We start from the raw sequence: 18247 nt of genomic DNA, 5'->3' as shown, positions 1-18247 counted from the left end.
AAGATGCTCGGTATTCTAACAAGACTAATGGGATAAATCCTTGTCGATGCAACAGGTTTACAAAAAACGCCCATAAAAAAGGGAAGCCTAAGCTTCCCTTCTATCGTGTTTGATAAACAAACTTATTTGAATTTGCGCATCACTAACGTGGCGTTTGTACCGCCAAAACCAAAGCTGTTACTCATGACTGTAGTCAGCTCAGCATCGCGATATTCACGCACGATAGGCATATCTTTCGCCGCTTCGTCCAGATTTTCGATATTGATGCTTGGGGCAATAAAGCTGTTTTCCATCATGATTAAGCTGTAAATCGCTTCATGTACGCCTGCGGCGCCTAATGCATGACCTGTCATAGACTTAGTCGATGCAATCGGTGGGCACTTGTCTTTGAAAACTTCACGTAGCGCTTCTAATTCACGCACGTCGCCCACTGGCGTTGAAGTGCCGTGAGTATTGATGTAATCGATTGGGGTATCGACATCCATCATCGCCATTTGCATACAACGCACAGCGCCTTCACCCGATGGCGCCACCATGTCATAACCGTCTGAAGACGCGCCATAACCAATCACTTCAGCGTAAATTTTTGCGCCGCGAGCCAGAGCATGCTCTAACTCTTCAACCACTAAAATACCGCCGCCGCCAGAGATAACAAAACCATCACGGTCTGCATCATAGGTACGAGAGGCTTTTTCGGGTGTGGCATTGTACTTAGTTGACAGTGCACCCATAGCGTCGAAGCCCATGGTCAGTGTCCAATCCACTTCTTCAGCACCACCGGCAAACACCATATCTTGCTTACCCATTTGGATAAGTTCAACGGCGTGGCCAATACAATGTGCGCTGGTTGCACAGGCTGAACTGATAGAATAATTCATGCCTTTAATTTTAAATGGCGTGGCTAAACAAGCGCTGGCCGTGCTCGACATGATGCGAGGCACAATATACGGACCTACGCGTTTAACGCCTTTTTCACGCAATGTATCGGCAGATTGTACTTGGTTAGACGATGATGCGCCGCCTGTACCCACAATCAAACCTACGCGCGGATCTGAATACTGTTCTTCAGTTAAATTGGCATCGGCAACCGCTTCTTGCATAGCAATGTAGGCATAAGCTGCCGCATCACCCATAAAACGCAATGCCTTACGATCGATATGCTCAGCAGGGTTTAACTTGATGTCACCCCATACATGGCTACGTAATTGCATCTCTTCAAACTGAGCTGAATGCGTAATACCACTGCGGCCCGCTTTCAGTGACTCGGTCACTTCTTGCTTGTTATTACCGATACTTGAAACAACACCCATTCCGGTGATCACGACTCTTTTCATTTTATTGCTATCCATTGTGTACATGTCAGTACCTACTTTTCGCTGAGCCAATAGTATCTGTTTTGACTCAATTAAGTGGTCAGCTTTCCATAAAGGCGAGTAAAATAATGCCAATTATGAGACCGAGAGTAAATTTCTTTGACTGCAGAGCCCAATAAACCTTGCCAAATTAAGCGCGATTACCCGCAATTAATCAACCTTTATCCCGCAACAGCTCACACTGATGCACACTATCTCAGCAAATTGAGCATTTATCAGCAGCGGGTATTTGAGGCTCATTCACAGCAAAAACTCTTAGTATTAGGGCAAATTGGTTTAGGTAACGGGCTTGAACTCTTATCTTGGTGGCGCACTCAGACGAACCCTAACCAACGATTACTCCTTAACGTATTCGAACCCAATCCGATTAATGCTTACGAACTTAAATTACTTTGGGATCAATCCGCCTGTTTAGCCAAAGTGCCTGAGCTTGAGCCACTTGCCCAACGCTTACTTCATACAGAGCCGACGGCTATTATAGGTTGTCAGAGATTAATTTTTGATGACGGTCGTACCACAATCGACCTGCACTTTGGTGATATTCAATCCCAGCTTAGTTCACTCATCCATTCTCCGCTTCACCCCGTTCAGCACTGGCTGGTATTGCCCCATCTACAAAATGGGTTAAATCAGCAGATCCATTGGCAGATGGCAAAACTCAGTGACGATGGCGCCACTGTTGCAACTATTGGATTAAACGAATCAAGCGAACTAAGCGAAACACCTGTGAGCAGTTTCCAAGCCTGTGGCTTTGAGGAGAGGGATTTTACCTGCGCTGAAATACAGACAAACCATCAGCCTGATGCCATTTTGTTACACGAGCGCCACGTCTTACGCCAGCAAGATGCTAAAGCCTATGCCTTTAATCCTATGGCTGCAATATTATCCTCGGACGCGCCCTGCTCGATTGCCATCATAGGCGGCGGGTTAGCCTCGGCGCATTTGGCGCTGTCTTTGGCGGAACGCGGCAAAAGTACGCAGCTCTTTTGTAAAGATGCCAAGCTTGGCCAAGGCGCTTCGGGCAACCGCCAAGGGGCGATTTATCCACTGCTGACACCGGAAAATGATGAATTAAGCCGCTTCTTCCAGCAGGCATTTTTATTTAGTCGACGTAGAGTACAAGCGCTGACATCTGCCCCCGCCCCACATCAAACGCCGATTTCCCATGATTTTTGCGGGATATTACAAACCGCCCACGATGAACGCAGCCAATTAAGACTCGATAAAATTATTCAAAGCCAGAACTGGCCAAGTGAAATTGCCTATCGAGTCGATGCGCAGCAGGCCAATTCTCTTGCGAACATTAATATCGACAAATCAGGCTTTTTCTATCCGCTGGCTGGCTGGGTTTGTCCCTACGAATATGCCGAAGCCGCACTACAAAAAGCGCAGCAGCTTACTGAGGTCAAACTCCATTTGGAGACTGAGATCCTTGAAATTGAGCATCAAAGTGAAGGTTGGTATTTAATCACCGCTAAGCATCGCTTTGGCCCCTTTGCACAACTTGTGCTCGCCAATGGCGCAGCGCTCACGCAATTTGATGCCAGCAACAAATTACAAATTAGCCCTTTTCGCGGCCAAGTCAGCCATGTGCCAGCTCAATTTCAATTGAGTCAGCTCGCGACTGTGCTGTGCGCCAACGGTTATTTAACCCCGAGTCACGAAGGACTCCACTCCCTTGGCGCAAGTTACGTTAAAGAACCCAAGCATTTAGATTTTTGCCCGCTGGAGCAGCAAGAAAACCTCGCCAAAATGCACGAGAGTTACCCCAATCAGCCTTGGCTTGAAGATATCGACATGAGTGGCAACAATGCCCGTGTTGGCGTGCGTATGGTCACGCGGGATCATTTCCCTATGATGGGCTGCGCGCCCGATGTGCCACAAATTATTAAAGATTATGCGCAACATCAACTCACGAAAGAAAGTCGTCACTACTGGCAAACCACGCCAGCACCCGTGCATCAAGGGCTGTATATTCTCGGCGGGTTAGGCTCACGGGGGTTAAGTTCTGGGCCACTTGCCGCCGAATGTCTCGCGGCGCAGCTTTGCGGCGAACCAATACCACTCGATAAAGCGACTCTGTGTAAACTCAACCCCAATCGCATGTGGCTGCGAAAATTGCTCAAGGGCAAAGCGCTCTAGGCAATCAATCGCTAGAAAAATAACGTTTTTGAGCGCTATAAAAAAGGGATTAAGCCTTGGCTTAATCCCTTTTTAAAATATTTTATGTAAACCGCTTAAGCGGCAGTAACAACAATAGTGTTATCACTGCTGCTAGGTTCAAGACAGCTAGGCTCTACACAACTAGCCTCAATATGTCGGGGCTTTCTCGATTCTCTCGCCACTTTTACCCGAGTACGATTGTTGTTATCACGACTCTGGCGGATCAGCGCATCGCCGCCTATGCTCGATGTCAGATCTGCAGCCTCACGGTGGGATTTAGCCAATCTGTCGTATAACAGCACATTGACCGAAGCCGCAAGATTCATACACCCGACCGTAGGCACATACACTACGGCATCGGCTTTATCGATAATATCTTGACCAATGGTGCCATCTTCAGGACCAAACACATAAAAGGCTTTCGCGGGATGGACAAAATCCGGTAGCGGCGTCGCGCCCACCACCAAATCGACACAGATAAGCTGAGTGTCCGCCGGAATCGCGGCTAACAATGAAGTGACGCCCGTGAGCGGAATGCGCTCGCCAGCATCTTTAGTATCGACATGGTATTGCACTGCACCCGAACGCGCGGCTAACTCGTAGCGCCTGCCAGTGTAAAATACGCCATCGACGCCATAGCAACCCGATGCGCGCATAATGCCACCGACGTTAACGGGCGTTTTAGGATTCACTAAACCGATAAATACCGCGCTGGCATCGAGCGTTTGCACACAGGCTAATTCAGCACTAGGCATTTCTACACTCGTTACTTCGGTATTAGTCACGTGCTCGTTGTCAGTCATCGGCTGGGAGCTAGGCAACATCCAATTCGCCTATAATCTTTGCCTGCAGCTGTGTCCATGCTTGTTCAACCAAGGCATAATCGGCATCATTTAATTCTTGGCGCGCGAGCGCTAAACAGTCGGTCATTTTTAGCATTAAAGCATCAAGATCCGTTTCACCCTGCGCTTCTAATTGCGACAACACTACGGCCACATGGCCCTGTAAGTATCCACAGGCAAACAAAGCATCGTCATCACCATGGCTAACAACGCTGGCGATCCACTGTTCTAATGCGTCTTCGTAATGCTCTAACATGGGTCTAACTCTCCATTAATACTGGATTGGCCGACACATCTGCTGCGACCAATAAATCTGGATTGGCCACCTGATACATAACGTAATCATGGTAGCCCGTCGTCACTTTATAATAGCCGCCAAGCTCGCTATCTAATTTAGGGTCGCCACTATCCACAATTAGTGGTCGTCCATCAAGTGCTTTTAGCTTAGTTTTTGTGGCAAGGATAATAATATTGTCTTTTCCGATGCGCCGAATGAGCTCGGGCGACAACTGTTGATTACCGCGCCCTAAGATATGGCCTTGGCCACCAATTAAGGTAATCACCAACTTAGTCGGCTTATCTTGGGTCAGTTCGAGTAATTTATTCGCGGTTAAGTCACTGCCAACAAGGTTTTTATCTTGAATGAGATCAACACCGAGCAGGGTATTATCGAGGCCTAACTCTTCCATCACAAAGGCAACCGTACTGCCAGAGCCCATGATGTACAGTTCATCTTCCATTTGATTGATCACATCGGCGGCGATATCGGCCAGCACGAGTTCATCGACTTCCTTGCCGCCCATCTTCACCGCTTGCACATAACGCGGCTCGGCGGGCACTAAGAGCTCACCAAATCGTTTAGCGCGCACTGCGCCTTGGCGAAAAGCCACTTCGTCAATATCCATCACATCGGCGGACATCAAACTGACAAGTTCGCCATCGAGTAACATCTTGACCACCATGCCAGACGCATGGGGCGTAATACCGTAAACGCCGGAATGAATTTTCACCCCAGCAGGCACGCCGAGCACAGGGAGTTTGTCGTCGATAGTGGCTTGTTCAAATACGGAGTAAACATCGCGGGCCGTACCATCGCCACCGGCAAAAAGGAGTAAATCCAGCGGTTCATCCAGCAGCGCACGCACAACGGCCTGCGTATCCAGTGCCTGAGTTTTATCCGGAGTTTGATACACCACTCGCGTGGTAAAACCGAGTGTTTTAGCGGCGTCTTCACCCATGATGCCTGAAGCGGTAATGACTTCAATGTCATCACTATAATCACGGATAACCTCGAGGGCCTGCATCATACGCAAGGCGGCTTTGGGTTCAGCGCCTAAGGCGATCGCCTCTTCGGCAACGCCATCGCTGCCCTTAAGGCCAACACTGCCACCTAAGCCAGCTAATGGATTGATAACTAACCCTAAACGAAACCGAATCACCCTTTACCTCACTTAACGCAATCTTTTGATTTTTTTATACTTTTATTTTAATGGATATGACTAGGCCGTATGGGCTGCAACACTCGGTTTATCCTTAGGGATAAAGAATACCGCCAGCATAGCGGCAAAGGCGCATACTGCGGCAAATACCCAAGACCAAACCGCCCCGCTACCATCGCCCCAAATAAAGCCACAAATCCAAGTACCGAGCGCGCCGCCAACCCCAAAACTTAAACTGGCGTATAGGGCTTGACCTTGGCTTCTGTGACTCGCATCAAAATGTTTATGCACAAATTGAATCGATGCCGCATGGGTTAAACCAAAGGTAAAGGCATGTAATAATTGGCTAAAACCAAGCCACAACACGCTATCTACCCCAAAGGCAACCAATAACCAACGCAAGCAAGTCATGCCGATACTGACAATCAATAAGGTATTCACGCCAAAGCGACCCAGTAAACGCGGCGCGAACATAAACATCACGATTTCGGCCATAGCGCCAAGGGCGACAAATATCCCCGCCGAGGATTCGGAGTAACCCGCTTGCTTTAAATATAAGACGAAGAAGCCGTAGAAAGGTCCCGCGCTCATTTGCAGTAACATGGCCGAGACTAAGAACCAAATAATCGCCCGATTCCATTGCAATGGCGGCCGCACTTGGCTGGTGTCGCGCACTAAACGATTTGCTGGTAATGGCAACGCACTGGCTAACATGCCGATAAATAATGACAAACCGATATAAGGCAACACCTCAGTGCCCCACTGACCAATCGCAAAGCCCGCACCGACAACAAGACAAATATAACCGACACTACCCCAACTGCGAATTTGACCGTAGCGGCTGGCATTCTCGCCTAAGGTTTCTAAGGTGATCACTTCAAGCTGGGCGAGGATCGCATTCCAAAAGAAAGTATAGAGGGCCAAACTCAGCGCCATATACACAAAACCACCATGGTAGAAGAAACTCAAATACGCCAGCGCGGCGGCTCCCGCGCCCATTTTGATCAGTTCGGCGCGCATCCCCGTTCGGTCAGCCACTTTAGCCCACACATTCGGCGCAACAATGCGCGTCGCCATCAGGATGGCGAGTAAAAAGCCAATTTCTTGAGGATTAAAACCGCGATTTTCGAAGAAGACCCCAAGATAAGGGACCATAGTGCCGAGAATAGAAAAGAAGAAAAAATAGCAGGCACAAAGCCAGCGCAATTGCCGGCTTGTGCTAGAAGAAGTTGACATTAACGCATTCCATTTATCTCATGCTACTCATTGTATCGTTATCGCATACCAGCTATTTCATGCGACTTATCGCATACCAAGCACTGGCGTATGACTACGCACATCCTGATTTTGCGCTCTGTGTCTTAGCAAGTGATCCATCAACACAATGGCAAGCATAGCTTCGGCAATCGGTACCGCGCGGATCCCAACACAAGGATCGTGACGACCTTTAGTGACCACTTCAGCCATTTCACCTTGTGCCGTCATACTTTGACCTGGCACGCTGATGCTGGAGGTGGGTTTTAACGCAATATGGGCAATAATCGGCTGACCCGACGAAATCCCACCGAGCACACCGCCCGCATGGTTAGATTCAAAGCCTTGCGGCGACATTAAGTCACGCCCTTCGGAGCCCTTTTGCGTCACGACACCAAAACCATCACCAATCTCAACACCTTTGACGGCATTAATACCCATCAGCGCGTGGGCGATATCGGCATCGAGTCTATCAAATACTGGCTCACCTAAACCCACTGGCACACCTGTCGCGATAACGGAGATTTTCGCGCCAATCGAGTCACCGGATTTTTTCAGCTCTCGCATGTATTCATCGAGCGCTTCAAGCTTGCTAGCATCGGGGAAGAAAAAGGCATTTTGCTCGATTTGGTCAAGATCAATGGTCTGCGCACAAATAGGACCCAGCTGCGACATATAGCCGTAGATCTCGATACCGTGAACTTGCTTTAAATACTTTTTCGCCACCGCACCCGCCGCAACCCGCATCGCAGTTTCACGGGCTGAAGAGCGGCCACCACCGCGGTAGTCACGCATACCGTACTTTTGCTGGTAGGTATAATCGGCGTGCCCAGGGCGAAATAAATCTTTGATATTAGAGTAATCTTGACTGCGTTGATCGGTATTTTCAATCAAGAGTCCAATCGAGGTGCCCGTGGTTTTACCTTCGAAAACGCCGGATAAAATCCGCACTTCATCGGGCTCACGGCGGGCCGTGGTATATCGGGATGTCCCTGGGCGACGGCGGTCAAGATCGTGCTGCATATCGGCTTCGGTTAATTCAAGCCCTGGTGGGCAACCATCAATAATGCAACCCAGTGCAACACCGTGACTCTCACCAAACGTCGTCACTACAAAATTTTGACCAATACTGTTTCCAGACATCCGCTTTGTACACCTTAGGTTATTTGTTCATCGCTCCGCGCCCAGCGAGTACTGGACAATTTATTTTCCCGCTGCAAGCCTAACTGGCAGCGGGAAAAGTCTCAACCTAATTTGCTATCTTAGGCTATTGCGCGTCGCGATAAATACCAAATACCGACTGATTTTCGACCAGTTGATCGCGGGTCAATACGAATACGCCATCGCCGCCATTTTCAAAGTTAATCCAAGTGAATGGCACTTCTGGAAACTGCTCAATCAAATGCACCATAGAATTACCGACTTCGACTACGAGCAAACCCGTTGGTGTTAGGTATTGCGCGGCATTGGCCAGTATGCGTTTGGTTAAATCTAAGCCGTCGCGACCTGAGGCTAAACCGATGGCAGGCTCATGGTGATATTCATCTGGCATGTCGTCAATGTCTTCGGCATCCACATAAGGTGGGTTTGAAACAATCAAATCATACTGAGGCCCTTCTGGGATGGCCGAAAACAGATCCGATTGCATCGGGAATACTCTGTCCATCACACCTAAGGTTTCGATATTGATTTGCGCCACATCTAAGGCATCTTCGCTGATATCCAGCGCATCGACTTCGGCGTCTTCAAATTCATAGGCACAGGCAATCGCGATACAAGCGCTGCCAGTACATAAATCTAAAATACGTGTGACTGGCTTGTTATATAACCAAGGGCTAAAACGGTTAGCGATCATTTCGGCAATCGGTGAACGTGGCACTAACACGCGCTCATCGACGTAAAATTCAAGCCCAGCAAAACGCGCTTTGTTGGTCAAGTAAGGCACAGGTAAGCGTTCTCTCACCCGACGAATGATCAACTCGACAATTTTATGCTTTTCACTGCTGGTCAAGTTACTTAAAATCACTTGCTGACCGATTTCTTCGGGTAAGTGTAAGGCATGGAAAACTAAGGCGATAGCTTCATCCCACGCGTTATCAGTACCATGACCATAATACACATTGGCATCGTTAAAACGGCTCACGGCCCAACGTAACATATCGCCAATAGTACGTAATTCTGTCACAGCTTCATCTACAAAGATCTTATCCAAAACGTGCTCCCGCTAGTTTGTTCGCAAACATTGTAACTGAACTCTATTCAGAAACCATAGGATTCAATAGAATACCCGCCATGAATAAAGACGACGACAAAGAAGGCTTGGCGATGTTCTCAGCGCTTATTGATGGAATTAAACCCATCACGCAAAATAAGCGACACTTTCGCATGCCCTTAAAAAGCAAACAGGAAATAGAACTGAAAGAGCAGCAACTGCATGCTAACAGTTATTTCTCAGATACTTATCAGCCACTACTGCCTGTACAAGGGCCGATGCGTTGGTTAGAAGAAGGTGTTGACAGTTTAGAACTCAAACGCCTCAGACGTGGGGATTACCAGCCAGATTTACTGCTGGATTTACACGGCTATCGCCAATCAGAAGCCAAACTTGAGTTAGCGGCACTGATCCAAGCCTGCGTTAAACAGCAAAGCCTGTGCTGCTGCATTATGCATGGTTACGGCAGTGGCATATTGAAACAACAAGTTCCCATGTGGTTAGTGCAGCATCCTATGGTGAAAGCTTTCCATCAGGCCCCTAAAGAATGGGGCGGCGATGCGGCGTTATTAGTGCTGATTGATATTGGTGAGCAGCCGCATAGACGTTAACTCGCTATCGGCTTCAGAGATTAACGTTTCAGATTTAGAGATTTAGAGATTTAGCAAAACAAACGGCCCACATTAAGTGGGCCGTTTGTTTTGTAAATGGGATATAAATCTAGGCTAGCTAATGCTGTGAGGCGCATGTTGCCACACAATCGACGCTTGCTCGGCATGTTTATCAATGAGCGTAATGCCTGACGTCGCGAATAATGGCGGCTCAACGCCAGCCACTAACTCACTGACTAAGTAGCCCAGTAACGGCATGTGAGCAATCACGAGTACTTTATCCGCTTTGTATAACTCAGCATAAGCCACAACCAAGGCGGCTACATTGGCGGGATCGCCAGAAGGCACAAGATCATCGGCGACTAACCACTTACGCGGCTCAGGAAAATGCTGACTCAGTTCCTGCCACGTTTGCTGTGCTCGTAAGTAAGGACTAACTAAAACAAGATCGAAATCAGCCACACTGCGAGCTAGCCAGTTGCTCATCAACACAGTATGGTGCCTTCCAACATCGGTCAGTGTTCTGTCTCTATCAGACTGAGCATTAAATCCGGCGTCACCATGTCTCATCAAAAATAGCTGCATACTTCTCTCGCGACTCAAACTTGTTTTTGTTTTATCCCAATTGTAGCCCTAAAATCCGTTTCAACAAACCTCACAAGACTTAATCTTTAGTCGATAAACACAAGAGATATTTGCTAAAAACCATTAAGACTATCAATATATAACAAGCTATCGTTATCGGAGTGTCTCTTTGCAAGCCTCTCAGTCCATATATAAAAGTCCAAATGATCACCGCCAGTATCGTTATCTTGTATTAGATAATGCGCTCAGGGTGTTATTGGTTGAAGATCAAGATGCCAGCCAAGCTGCCGCATCTATGGCTGTAGGCGTGGGTCATTTTGATGATCCCGCAGATAGACCCGGCATGGCGCACTTTTTAGAGCATATGCTCTTTCTAGGTACTGAGAAATTCCCAGACTCAGGCGAGTATCACGCCTTTATTAATCAGCATGGCGGCAGCAATAACGCTTGGACGGGCACAGAGCACACTAACTTCTTTTTCACCATCAATGAAGAAGTGTTTGCCGACTCCTTAGACAGATTCAGCCAATTTTTTATCGCCCCAAAATTTGATTTAGATTTAGTCGATAGAGAACGCCAAGCTATTGAATCTGAATTTAGTTTAAAGCTAAAAGATGATATCCGTCGGACCTATCAAGTACTCAAAGAGACAGTCAACCCACGGCATCCATTTTCGAAATTTTCCGTGGGTAACTTAGTCACCTTAGGCGGAGAACAGGCACAGGTACGTAGTGAATTACTCGATTTCTATCAAAGCCATTACAGCGCCAACTTAATGACCTTGTGCTTAGTCGCTCCGCTTTCCCTTGATGAATTACAAGATTTAGCCTGCCACTATTTTAGTGGGATCCGAAACTTGAACTTAGTGAAAAACTATCCTCAAGTACCACTATTTTCAGAAAAAGAACTGTTGAGGCAAATCGATATTGTGCCGCTTAAGGAGCAAAAACGCTTAAGCATCAGTTTTAATTTCCCAGGAATTGATCACTACTACAAACGTAAGCCTTTGACTTATATCAGCCATATTTTAGGCAATGAGAGTCATGGCAGTCTGTTGTCGTATCTGAAAGAACAAGGATTAGTGAACAACTTGTCTGCGGGCGGCGGTGTAAATGGTTATAACTTCAAGGATTACAGTATCGGTTTACAGTTAACCGATAAAGGGCTAGGCAATCTCGATGAAATTATCAGCTGCTGTTTTGAGTATATTGAACTTATCAAAACCCAAGGCTTAGATGAATGGCGTTATTTGGAGCGTGCAAACCTGCTCAAAATGGCGTTTCGTTATCAAGAGCAAGTTAAATCACTCGATTTAGCCAGCCATCTCAGCATCAATATGCATCACTATGAGGTCGAAGACTTGGTCTTTGGCGATTATCGGATGGATGGGCTGGATATCCCTGAAACCATTGAGCTACTTGAGCTCATGGTGCCACAGAATATGCGCCTGCAGCTTATCGCCCAGTCGGTTAAAACGGATCGTAAAGCTAACTGGTATCACACGCCGTACAAAGTCCGCCCAATTGCGCCACAGTCCCTCGCTCGTTGGCAAGTGAACAGTATTCGCCCTGAATTACAGCTACCAGCTGCAAATCCTTTTATTGTCGCCGACTCGATTGCCCGTCCGGATAAGAGCAATGTTGACGTGCCAGTGATAGTTGCAGAATCAACTGGATACCGCATTTGGCATAAGAAAGATGATGAGTTTAATGTGCCAAAAGGTCACATGTATTTATCGCTAGATTCAGAGCAGGCAAGTAAAACGCCAAGGCATGCCGCCCTCACCCGCTTATATGTTGAAATGCTACTCGATTATCTAACCGAGCCAACCTATCAGGCCGAAGTTGCTGGATTAAGCTATAACATTTATCCGCATCAAGGCGGAATTACACTGCATTTATCGGGCTTTACCGGCAATCAAGAAACGTTATTAGCGCTATTAATCCATAAAGCCAGAGAGCGCAATTTTACCGAAGAGCGCTTTGCCCTCATAAAATCTCAGCTACTGCTCAGTTGGCAGAATCAGACACAGGCTAAACCGATTTCACAATTATTTACTAGCCTGACTGTTACTCTGCAAAAAAGCAGTTATGAACCAGCACGCATGGCACAAATGTTGGAAGATATTAGCCTAGAAGATTTACATAACCATGTACGCGCCTTCTACGAAAAGATCTATCTTGAAGGATTAGTCTACGGGGATTGGTTAGTCTCTGAAGCACAAGCTCTCGGCAAACGTTTAGAGCACATTTTATCCTTAGTTTCGACGCCGAGCGCCGAGTCCACCAGAGAATTAGTGAATTTAACAGGCCAAGGCACGTTACTGAGAGAACTCGCAATAGATCATCAAGATAGCGCAATTATTGTGTATTACCAATCTGCCGTGGCAACACCCGAAAAAATGGCGCTATTTAGCTTACTGAATCACACTATGTCGTCCACCTTCTTCCATGAGCTGCGTACTGAAAAACAGTTGGGCTATATGGTAGGCACAGGTTATCTGCCGCTCAATCGTCATCCTGGACTTATTTTCTATATTCAGTCACCCACAACTGGGCCACTGCATTTATTAGAAGCCATCGACGAGTTTATTGCCGACTTTAATTATGCAGTGATGCAAATCACCAACGAAGAATGGGAAAGTACAAAGGTAGGTCTGATTAATCAAATCATGGAGCACGACGCGAACCTCAAAACTCGCAGTCAACGTTATTGGGTCAGTGTCGGCAATAGAGATTATCAATTTAACCAAAGAGAACTCGTCGTAGACGAAATAACTAAGCTCACCCGCACTGATTTACTCAAATTCATGATGCGTAAAATGCGTACTAAGCACAGCGATCGCTTAGTGTTATTTAGCACAGGTGAACAACACAGAACCCAAGCCGCGCTGATGTCAGACAAAATGATCACGGATCTTAAAGTTTTTAAGCAAACGGCAGAAAAGTTTAATTTCTAAACAAAAACACTTTTGCTCACACATTTGTGAGCAAAGTTAGGTAAACAAACAGAATCGCTACAAATCAGTCCAACTATAGTCGTATCTTTCAGTGTTGGACGTAATCCTGATGTAAAACATGGCTAGCCCATGTTCTACCACTTCAGCACCGAACAATTTTACTGCATCTACATGCTGTTAAAAGGATTTTCTGCAGACTCCACTTTGACAAACCGCTCACTTTCTGGAAAAGTGATGTAACACAATTGTTTCATGGCATCCTCGGATAATAAGAACAAACACTATGCCTAAAGCACTCTTTAAAATCGTCTTGCTCGCTTTTTTTAGCTTGCATGCATTCGAAGACGTAAACGCATCTCCCTTTTCTGATAAATCTCCTATTATTCTCCAATCACAATCTTTTGGTGTCCCAGAAGGACTTTCCCAAAGTACTGTTACGTCTATCGTTCAAGACAATGATGGTTATATATGGATAGGAACATTTAATGGATTAAATCGATTTGATGGGAAAAACTTTAAGCATTTTTATGCTAATGATACCAGAACAGGCCTTCCCAGCTCTTTTATTAGAAGTTTACTTATTGATGATAAAGGCATTTTATATGTTGGAACAGATAGTGGCTTAGTCGTATATGATAAACTTCAAGAATCCTTTTCTCAGTATGGACTGTCGGTAAAAAGCTCTCCTGTTTGGAGCCTCAACTCAAGTGATAAGAGTTTAATTGTTGGAACTAACAAAGCAATTATAGATATAAATAACAAAGAAAAAACATACGAACTTTCAAATAAAGGCCTAAGTGAAATCAAAAAAACGATAAAAGTAGGCGACGATTATTACATAAGAGATTATGCAGGTACGTTATTTAAGTTCACCCAGAATGAATTAAAAGAGATAGCTAAAAAAACAATTGATTTCGAGCAAGAAGATCACTCAACACTACTCATATCATTAAGTGATGGACTATATAAGTATAAGGACAATAAAATAGTAAAAATTGATCCACAAGTATTTTCTCAACTCACGAAACACAAAAACACTATTTATGGTATCACTAATAAAAATATAGTTAATATTTCTAAAAATAGCATTGTAGGACTTCTAGCCACAGATAGCACAGATAGCACAGATAAAACATCTTCATTTTTTGCAACAGAAGATATGTTTATACTTGGCAGTATTGATCAAGGTGTTATTTTTATAAAAAAAGTAAAAAATTTAGTACAACAAACTAATTTAATAAAAGATAACACTTGGCATCTTACAAAAAATCCACAGGGTTTTCTAGTATCATCTGAATCTGAAATGATAGAACTTTTTGACGAAAACTTTAATTTAATCGAAAGTTTCGACACTCAAAGCCAAGGATATAAATACGCTATATTGAATGATGACGGGCTCTATTTTGGCACTAGCACTGGGCTATTTCTGAAGACTGCTGGAACTGTAAAGTTGATTAGTGAAAAATCAATATCATCACTATCTAGTAATAAAGACAACTCGTTAATAGCTGCTGGAACATCAGATGGAAAGGTATTGATTATCAGTAAAGGAGAAGTAATCCGTAGTGTTGATACTAAAAAAAATGAGCCTATTTTTGACATTGAATTAGAGTCGACAGATGTTATCTATACTGCTGGTCAGGGAGGCCTTAAAGAATATAAAAATGGGCTATTAAAAAATTTAAGTGAAGAAATAACATACAGCATAGTAAAAGATGATCATGGAATTTATTTTGGAACATCTACATCATTAATGTTCTACAATAAAAATAACAATAAAACTTCTGAAGTATTTTCTAACAAAAAAGAAATTTACTCCATAGTTAATAGCAATAACTTTTTGACTGCTGCATCATTAAGCGAAGTGATTATATATGAAAAGAAAAATGAGAAATCATACACTTTAAAAACGTCAAATGGAAGTCAGTATGAATATAACTCGCCGAGTGGAATAGATGTTAATGGTTATGTTTTACTTGCAGGTATCAATGGAGTTAGCTTGGTATCTCCTATTAATATAGTAAACTACATTAATAATAGAAAAATAAACAAAACGGAAATATCAGAGTTCTTAGTCTTTAATATCATACAAGAAAATGAAAGTAACTTTGTTAACAAAAAAAATCCAACTAAAAACGAAATAACCTTAAAGTATTCAGATTATCCATTCTCATTTAATTTTATATCGCCTATGTCAGACGACTCATCTACCAACTACCATTATAGGATGTATGGCCTTTCTGATACATGGATATCAGCAAATGGAACGAACTCTGCTACATATACAAACTTATCACCTGGAAAATATACTTTTCAAGTTTATGCCGTTGATTCACTTTCCGGTGAAAAATCTGTAACAAAAGAGCTTGATGTCATTATAACGCCTCCTTGGTGGTCATCATTTCAAGCAAAATCGATATATGTAGTAATTACAATATTTATTTCATTTATAATAGTAAAAGCCATTTTACGTCGTAGAGAAACGCAAAGACAAATTGTCCTCAGCGAAGAAAGATTAAAACTTTCCCTTTGGGGAAGTGGTGATGAAATGTGGGACTGGGACATAGAAACTGGCAATATTTTTCGCTCCAATATCTGGGGAGCTCTTGAATTTCCCCGTGATGGGCATCGTTCTGGAAAATCGGATGAAGAGAGTAATATACATCCTATGGATCAAGAACGTGTCCGTGAAGCGCTTAATAAGCATTTTTATGGTGAAACAGATCATTTTGAAGCCGCATATAGGGTAAAAGGCAAAGACGACAATTGGGTATGGATCTTAGACCGTGCCAAAATTGTAGAGAGGGATGACAAAGATAATGCCCTGCGAATGACTGGAACGATTAAAAATATTAGTCAGTTTAAACAAAAGGAAGAACAACTAAAACTCTTTGAAAAAGCAATTGAAAACATTTCGGAAGGTATGTTTATCCTCGACAACGAATACCGTTTTGTCGAAGTCAACGAAGCTTGCTGTAAAATTTCATTGCGTAACCGAACTGATTTTATTGGCAACTTACTCACATTTGATTTATATCCAGAAACCTTCTCCACCCAAATTAGAACTATGTTAAAACAGCAAGGTCGCTGGGCAAATGAAGTCGAAGCCGCCAGAGGAGATAACAGTCACTTCCATATGGAACTCACTATCGATGCTATCTATGATGAGTTAGGCGAATTATCACACTATGTTGGTGTTTTTTCTGATATATCAAGACGTAAGCAGCAAGAAGAAGAACTTAGAAAATTAACCAATAACGATCTCTTAACCGGACTACCTAATCGCTCCAACTTACAAGTGACCTTAAATAACCTAGTGAATCGAGAAATAGCTCATGCGCTTATGGTGCTTGATCTTGATAATTTTAAACGTATTAATGATTCCCTAGGCCATCAAATTGGGGATACTTTATTAAAGCTCGTTGCTACCCGCATTAAGTCCTTACTTCCTAAAAATACCAGTATTTATCGTCTAGGCGGAGATGAATTCGCCATTGTATTAGACAAGGGTTCAGATATAAGCGCCAGTGCAGCAATAGCTAACCGTATTATTGAAGGGCTAAAACCTGCATTTGACGTTAGCAATGAACAGCTAGTCCTAGGATTAAGTATTGGTATAGTGCTGTTCCCAGAAGATGAACAAAGCGAGCAAGCATTACTGAGAAAGGCTGACATTGCTATGTACCATGCTAAGTCTGCGGGAGGTAATTGCTACCAGTTTTATTCTGAGTCCTTGAACCAACATGCAATTAGGCAATTAGAAATAGAAAATCTTATCCGTGAAGGCTTAAAAGATGATCTATTTGAAGTTTATTATCAACCTAAGGTTGATCTTAAAAGCGGTAAAATTGCAGGTATGGAGGCTTTAGTCAGATTAAATCATCCAATACATGGTTTAATTCCCCCCAATGACTTTATTCCACTTGCTGAAGAAAACGGTTTGATTGTTGAAATTGGTGAAATTGTCTTACGCAAGGCCTGTTTCGCAGCGCAGAAATGGCGTGAACAAGGCATATTCAGCGGCAGAGTCGCCGTCAATTTATCGTCACGTCAATTTGCACTGCCTGATATTCAACAGCGAATAGAGTCAATATTAAGACTCACTAAACTCCCCGCATGTCATCTTGAATTAGAAATAACTGAGGGAACCGTCATTAAACAGCCGGAAACGGCGATTATCGTCATGCAGCAATTGGCTAAAATGGGCGTCAGTTTAGCACTCGATGATTTCGGCACAGGGTACTCGTCCCTTTCATACTTAAAACGCTTTCCTATTCATACTTTAAAAATTGACAAAGCCTTTGTTGACGATATAGATAAATCTGATCGCGATCTCAAAATGGTCGATTCTATTATCACCATCGCCCATAACATGGGGCTTTCTGTTGTGGGTGAAGGGGTAGAACAAACAGCACAATTGAACATTTTACGGGCACTAAACTGTGAAGAAATTCAAGGCTATATTTTTAGTAAGGCCATAAAGGAGACCGAATTTACCCTGCTACTCCAAAAAGACATGGCAAAGCCAAACACTAGGAGTAACATTACTTAATCATTTACTGGCTTTGTTTCCTAAATCGGTTGAACTAAAGCCGTAGCCGCTGATCTGATCGGCATCGCCTATCAACTTACCCATCAACCGTGTCAAAACCTCGCTATAAAACAACCAACTGGAAGCAATACAACCAAGCCTTAATCAACCGCGGTTCACTTACCTTCTGGATTGATGAGGATGCAATTGCTAAGTGGAAAGCCAAGGTCAAGCAGCCAAAGAAAGGTCGCCCTCAAGTGTTTAGCGACTTAGCCATT

13 protein-coding genes are annotated in these 18247 nt (G+C 44.2%); 5 read left to right on the top strand and 8 right to left on the bottom strand.

The genetic code is table 11. The features are described from left to right. Positions 1-122: 122 nt before the first annotated feature. Positions 123-1334, bottom strand: a complete 1212-nt coding sequence (gene fabB / locus L5M28_RS11185; protein ID WP_168824238.1) for a beta-ketoacyl-ACP synthase I — start codon at positions 1332-1334, stop codon at positions 123-125. A gap of 138 nt (positions 1335-1472) precedes the next feature. Between fabB and mnmC the strand changes: the two genes are divergently transcribed. Further along, positions 1473-3515, top strand: a complete 2043-nt coding sequence (gene mnmC, locus L5M28_RS11180; protein WP_263203345.1) for an FAD-dependent 5-carboxymethylaminomethyl-2-thiouridine(34) oxidoreductase MnmC — start codon at positions 1473-1475, stop codon at positions 3513-3515. Between the two features lie 95 nt (positions 3516-3610). On the opposite strand, the gene L5M28_RS11175 is transcribed toward mnmC, so the two are convergent. From L5M28_RS11175 to prmB, 6 genes are all read right to left on the bottom strand, one after another. After that, positions 3611-4360, bottom strand: coding sequence for an RNA methyltransferase (locus L5M28_RS11175; protein ID WP_263203343.1), 750 nt, complete (start codon positions 4358-4360; stop codon positions 3611-3613). Continuing rightward, positions 4350-4634: a YfcL family protein gene (locus tag L5M28_RS11170; protein ID WP_263192192.1), complete on the bottom strand. Its 285-nt coding sequence runs from the start codon at positions 4632-4634 to the stop codon at positions 4350-4352. Before L5M28_RS11170 ends, L5M28_RS11175 begins: the two co-directional genes overlap by 11 nt. A gap of 4 nt (positions 4635-4638) precedes the next feature. Further along, positions 4639-5817 carry an ATP-NAD kinase family protein gene (locus L5M28_RS11165; protein ID WP_263192190.1) on the bottom strand — a complete coding sequence of 393 codons (1179 nt, stop codon included), beginning with the start codon at positions 5815-5817 and terminating at the stop codon, positions 4639-4641. Positions 5818-5877: 60 nt separating this feature from the next. Beyond that, positions 5878-7053 carry an MFS transporter gene (locus L5M28_RS11160; RefSeq protein ID WP_263192189.1) on the bottom strand — a complete coding sequence of 392 codons (1176 nt, stop codon included), beginning with the start codon at positions 7051-7053 and terminating at the stop codon, positions 5878-5880. Positions 7054-7119: 66 nt separating this feature from the next. Then, on the bottom strand, positions 7120-8214 hold the full coding sequence (gene aroC / locus L5M28_RS11155; protein ID WP_028761043.1) for a chorismate synthase: 1095 nt from the start codon (positions 8212-8214) through the stop codon (positions 7120-7122). Positions 8215-8338: 124 nt separating this feature from the next. Further along, the gene (gene prmB, locus L5M28_RS11150) at positions 8339-9283 is read right to left on the bottom strand and encodes a 50S ribosomal protein L3 N(5)-glutamine methyltransferase (protein WP_263203341.1); all 945 of its coding nucleotides are present in this window, start codon (positions 9281-9283) and stop codon (positions 8339-8341) included. Positions 9284-9363: 80 nt separating this feature from the next. Here prmB and smrB point away from each other — a divergent pair, with 80 nt between their 5' ends. Beyond that, positions 9364-9894, top strand: coding sequence for an endonuclease SmrB (gene smrB / locus L5M28_RS11145; RefSeq protein WP_263184859.1), 531 nt, complete (start codon positions 9364-9366; stop codon positions 9892-9894). Positions 9895-10008: 114 nt separating this feature from the next. Here the strand turns inward: smrB and sixA are convergent, their stop codons facing one another. Next, positions 10009-10479: a phosphohistidine phosphatase SixA gene (gene sixA, locus L5M28_RS11140; RefSeq protein ID WP_028761045.1), complete on the bottom strand. Its 471-nt coding sequence runs from the start codon at positions 10477-10479 to the stop codon at positions 10009-10011. Between the two features lie 169 nt (positions 10480-10648). On the opposite strand from sixA, the gene L5M28_RS11135 reads away from it, so the two are divergent. The 3 genes from L5M28_RS11135 to L5M28_RS11125 all read left to right on the top strand — a co-directional run. Beyond that, complete coding sequence (locus L5M28_RS11135) at positions 10649-13438, top strand: insulinase family protein (RefSeq protein WP_263203340.1); 2790 nt, start codon at positions 10649-10651, stop codon at positions 13436-13438. Between the two features lie 283 nt (positions 13439-13721). Next, a complete protein-coding gene (locus L5M28_RS11130; protein ID WP_263203338.1) occupies positions 13722-17990 on the top strand; it encodes an EAL domain-containing protein in 4269 nt (1422 codons plus the stop codon). A gap of 89 nt (positions 17991-18079) precedes the next feature. Beyond that, positions 18080-18247, top strand: a 168-nt coding sequence (locus tag L5M28_RS11125; protein ID WP_263203170.1) for a transposase, incomplete at its 3' end; no start/stop codon positions are given.

Source organism: Shewanella sp. SW32, from assembly GCF_025653365.1.
In the GTDB taxonomy this organism is placed as follows: Bacteria; Pseudomonadota; Gammaproteobacteria; order Enterobacterales; family Shewanellaceae; genus Shewanella; species Shewanella oncorhynchi.
The sequence above is the reverse complement of the archived record's forward strand: the minus strand, read 5'-3'. Positions and strand labels throughout refer to the sequence as shown.

Bases quoted from the DNA above. Each gene is read 5' to 3' on its own strand.
- aroC (WP_028761043.1), bottom strand. From the start codon at position 8,214: ATGTCTGGAAACAGTATTGGTCAAAATTTTGTAGTGACGACGTTTGGT.
- L5M28_RS11170 (WP_263192192.1), bottom strand. From the start codon at position 4,634: ATGTTAGAGCATTACGAAGACGCATTAGAACAGTGGATCGCCAGCGTT.
- smrB (WP_263184859.1), top strand. From the start codon at position 9,364: ATGAATAAAGACGACGACAAAGAAGGCTTGGCGATGTTCTCAGCGCTT.
- fabB (WP_168824238.1), bottom strand. From the start codon at position 1,334: ATGAAAAGAGTCGTGATCACCGGAATGGGTGTTGTTTCAAGTATCGGT.
- L5M28_RS11175 (WP_263203343.1), bottom strand. From the start codon at position 4,360: ATGTTGCCTAGCTCCCAGCCGATGACTGACAACGAGCACGTGACTAAT.
- L5M28_RS11160 (WP_263192189.1), bottom strand. From the start codon at position 7,053: ATGTCAACTTCTTCTAGCACAAGCCGGCAATTGCGCTGGCTTTGTGCC.
- L5M28_RS11130 (WP_263203338.1), top strand. From the start codon at position 13,722: ATGCCTAAAGCACTCTTTAAAATCGTCTTGCTCGCTTTTTTTAGCTTG.
- sixA (WP_028761045.1), bottom strand. From the start codon at position 10,479: ATGCAGCTATTTTTGATGAGACATGGTGACGCCGGATTTAATGCTCAG.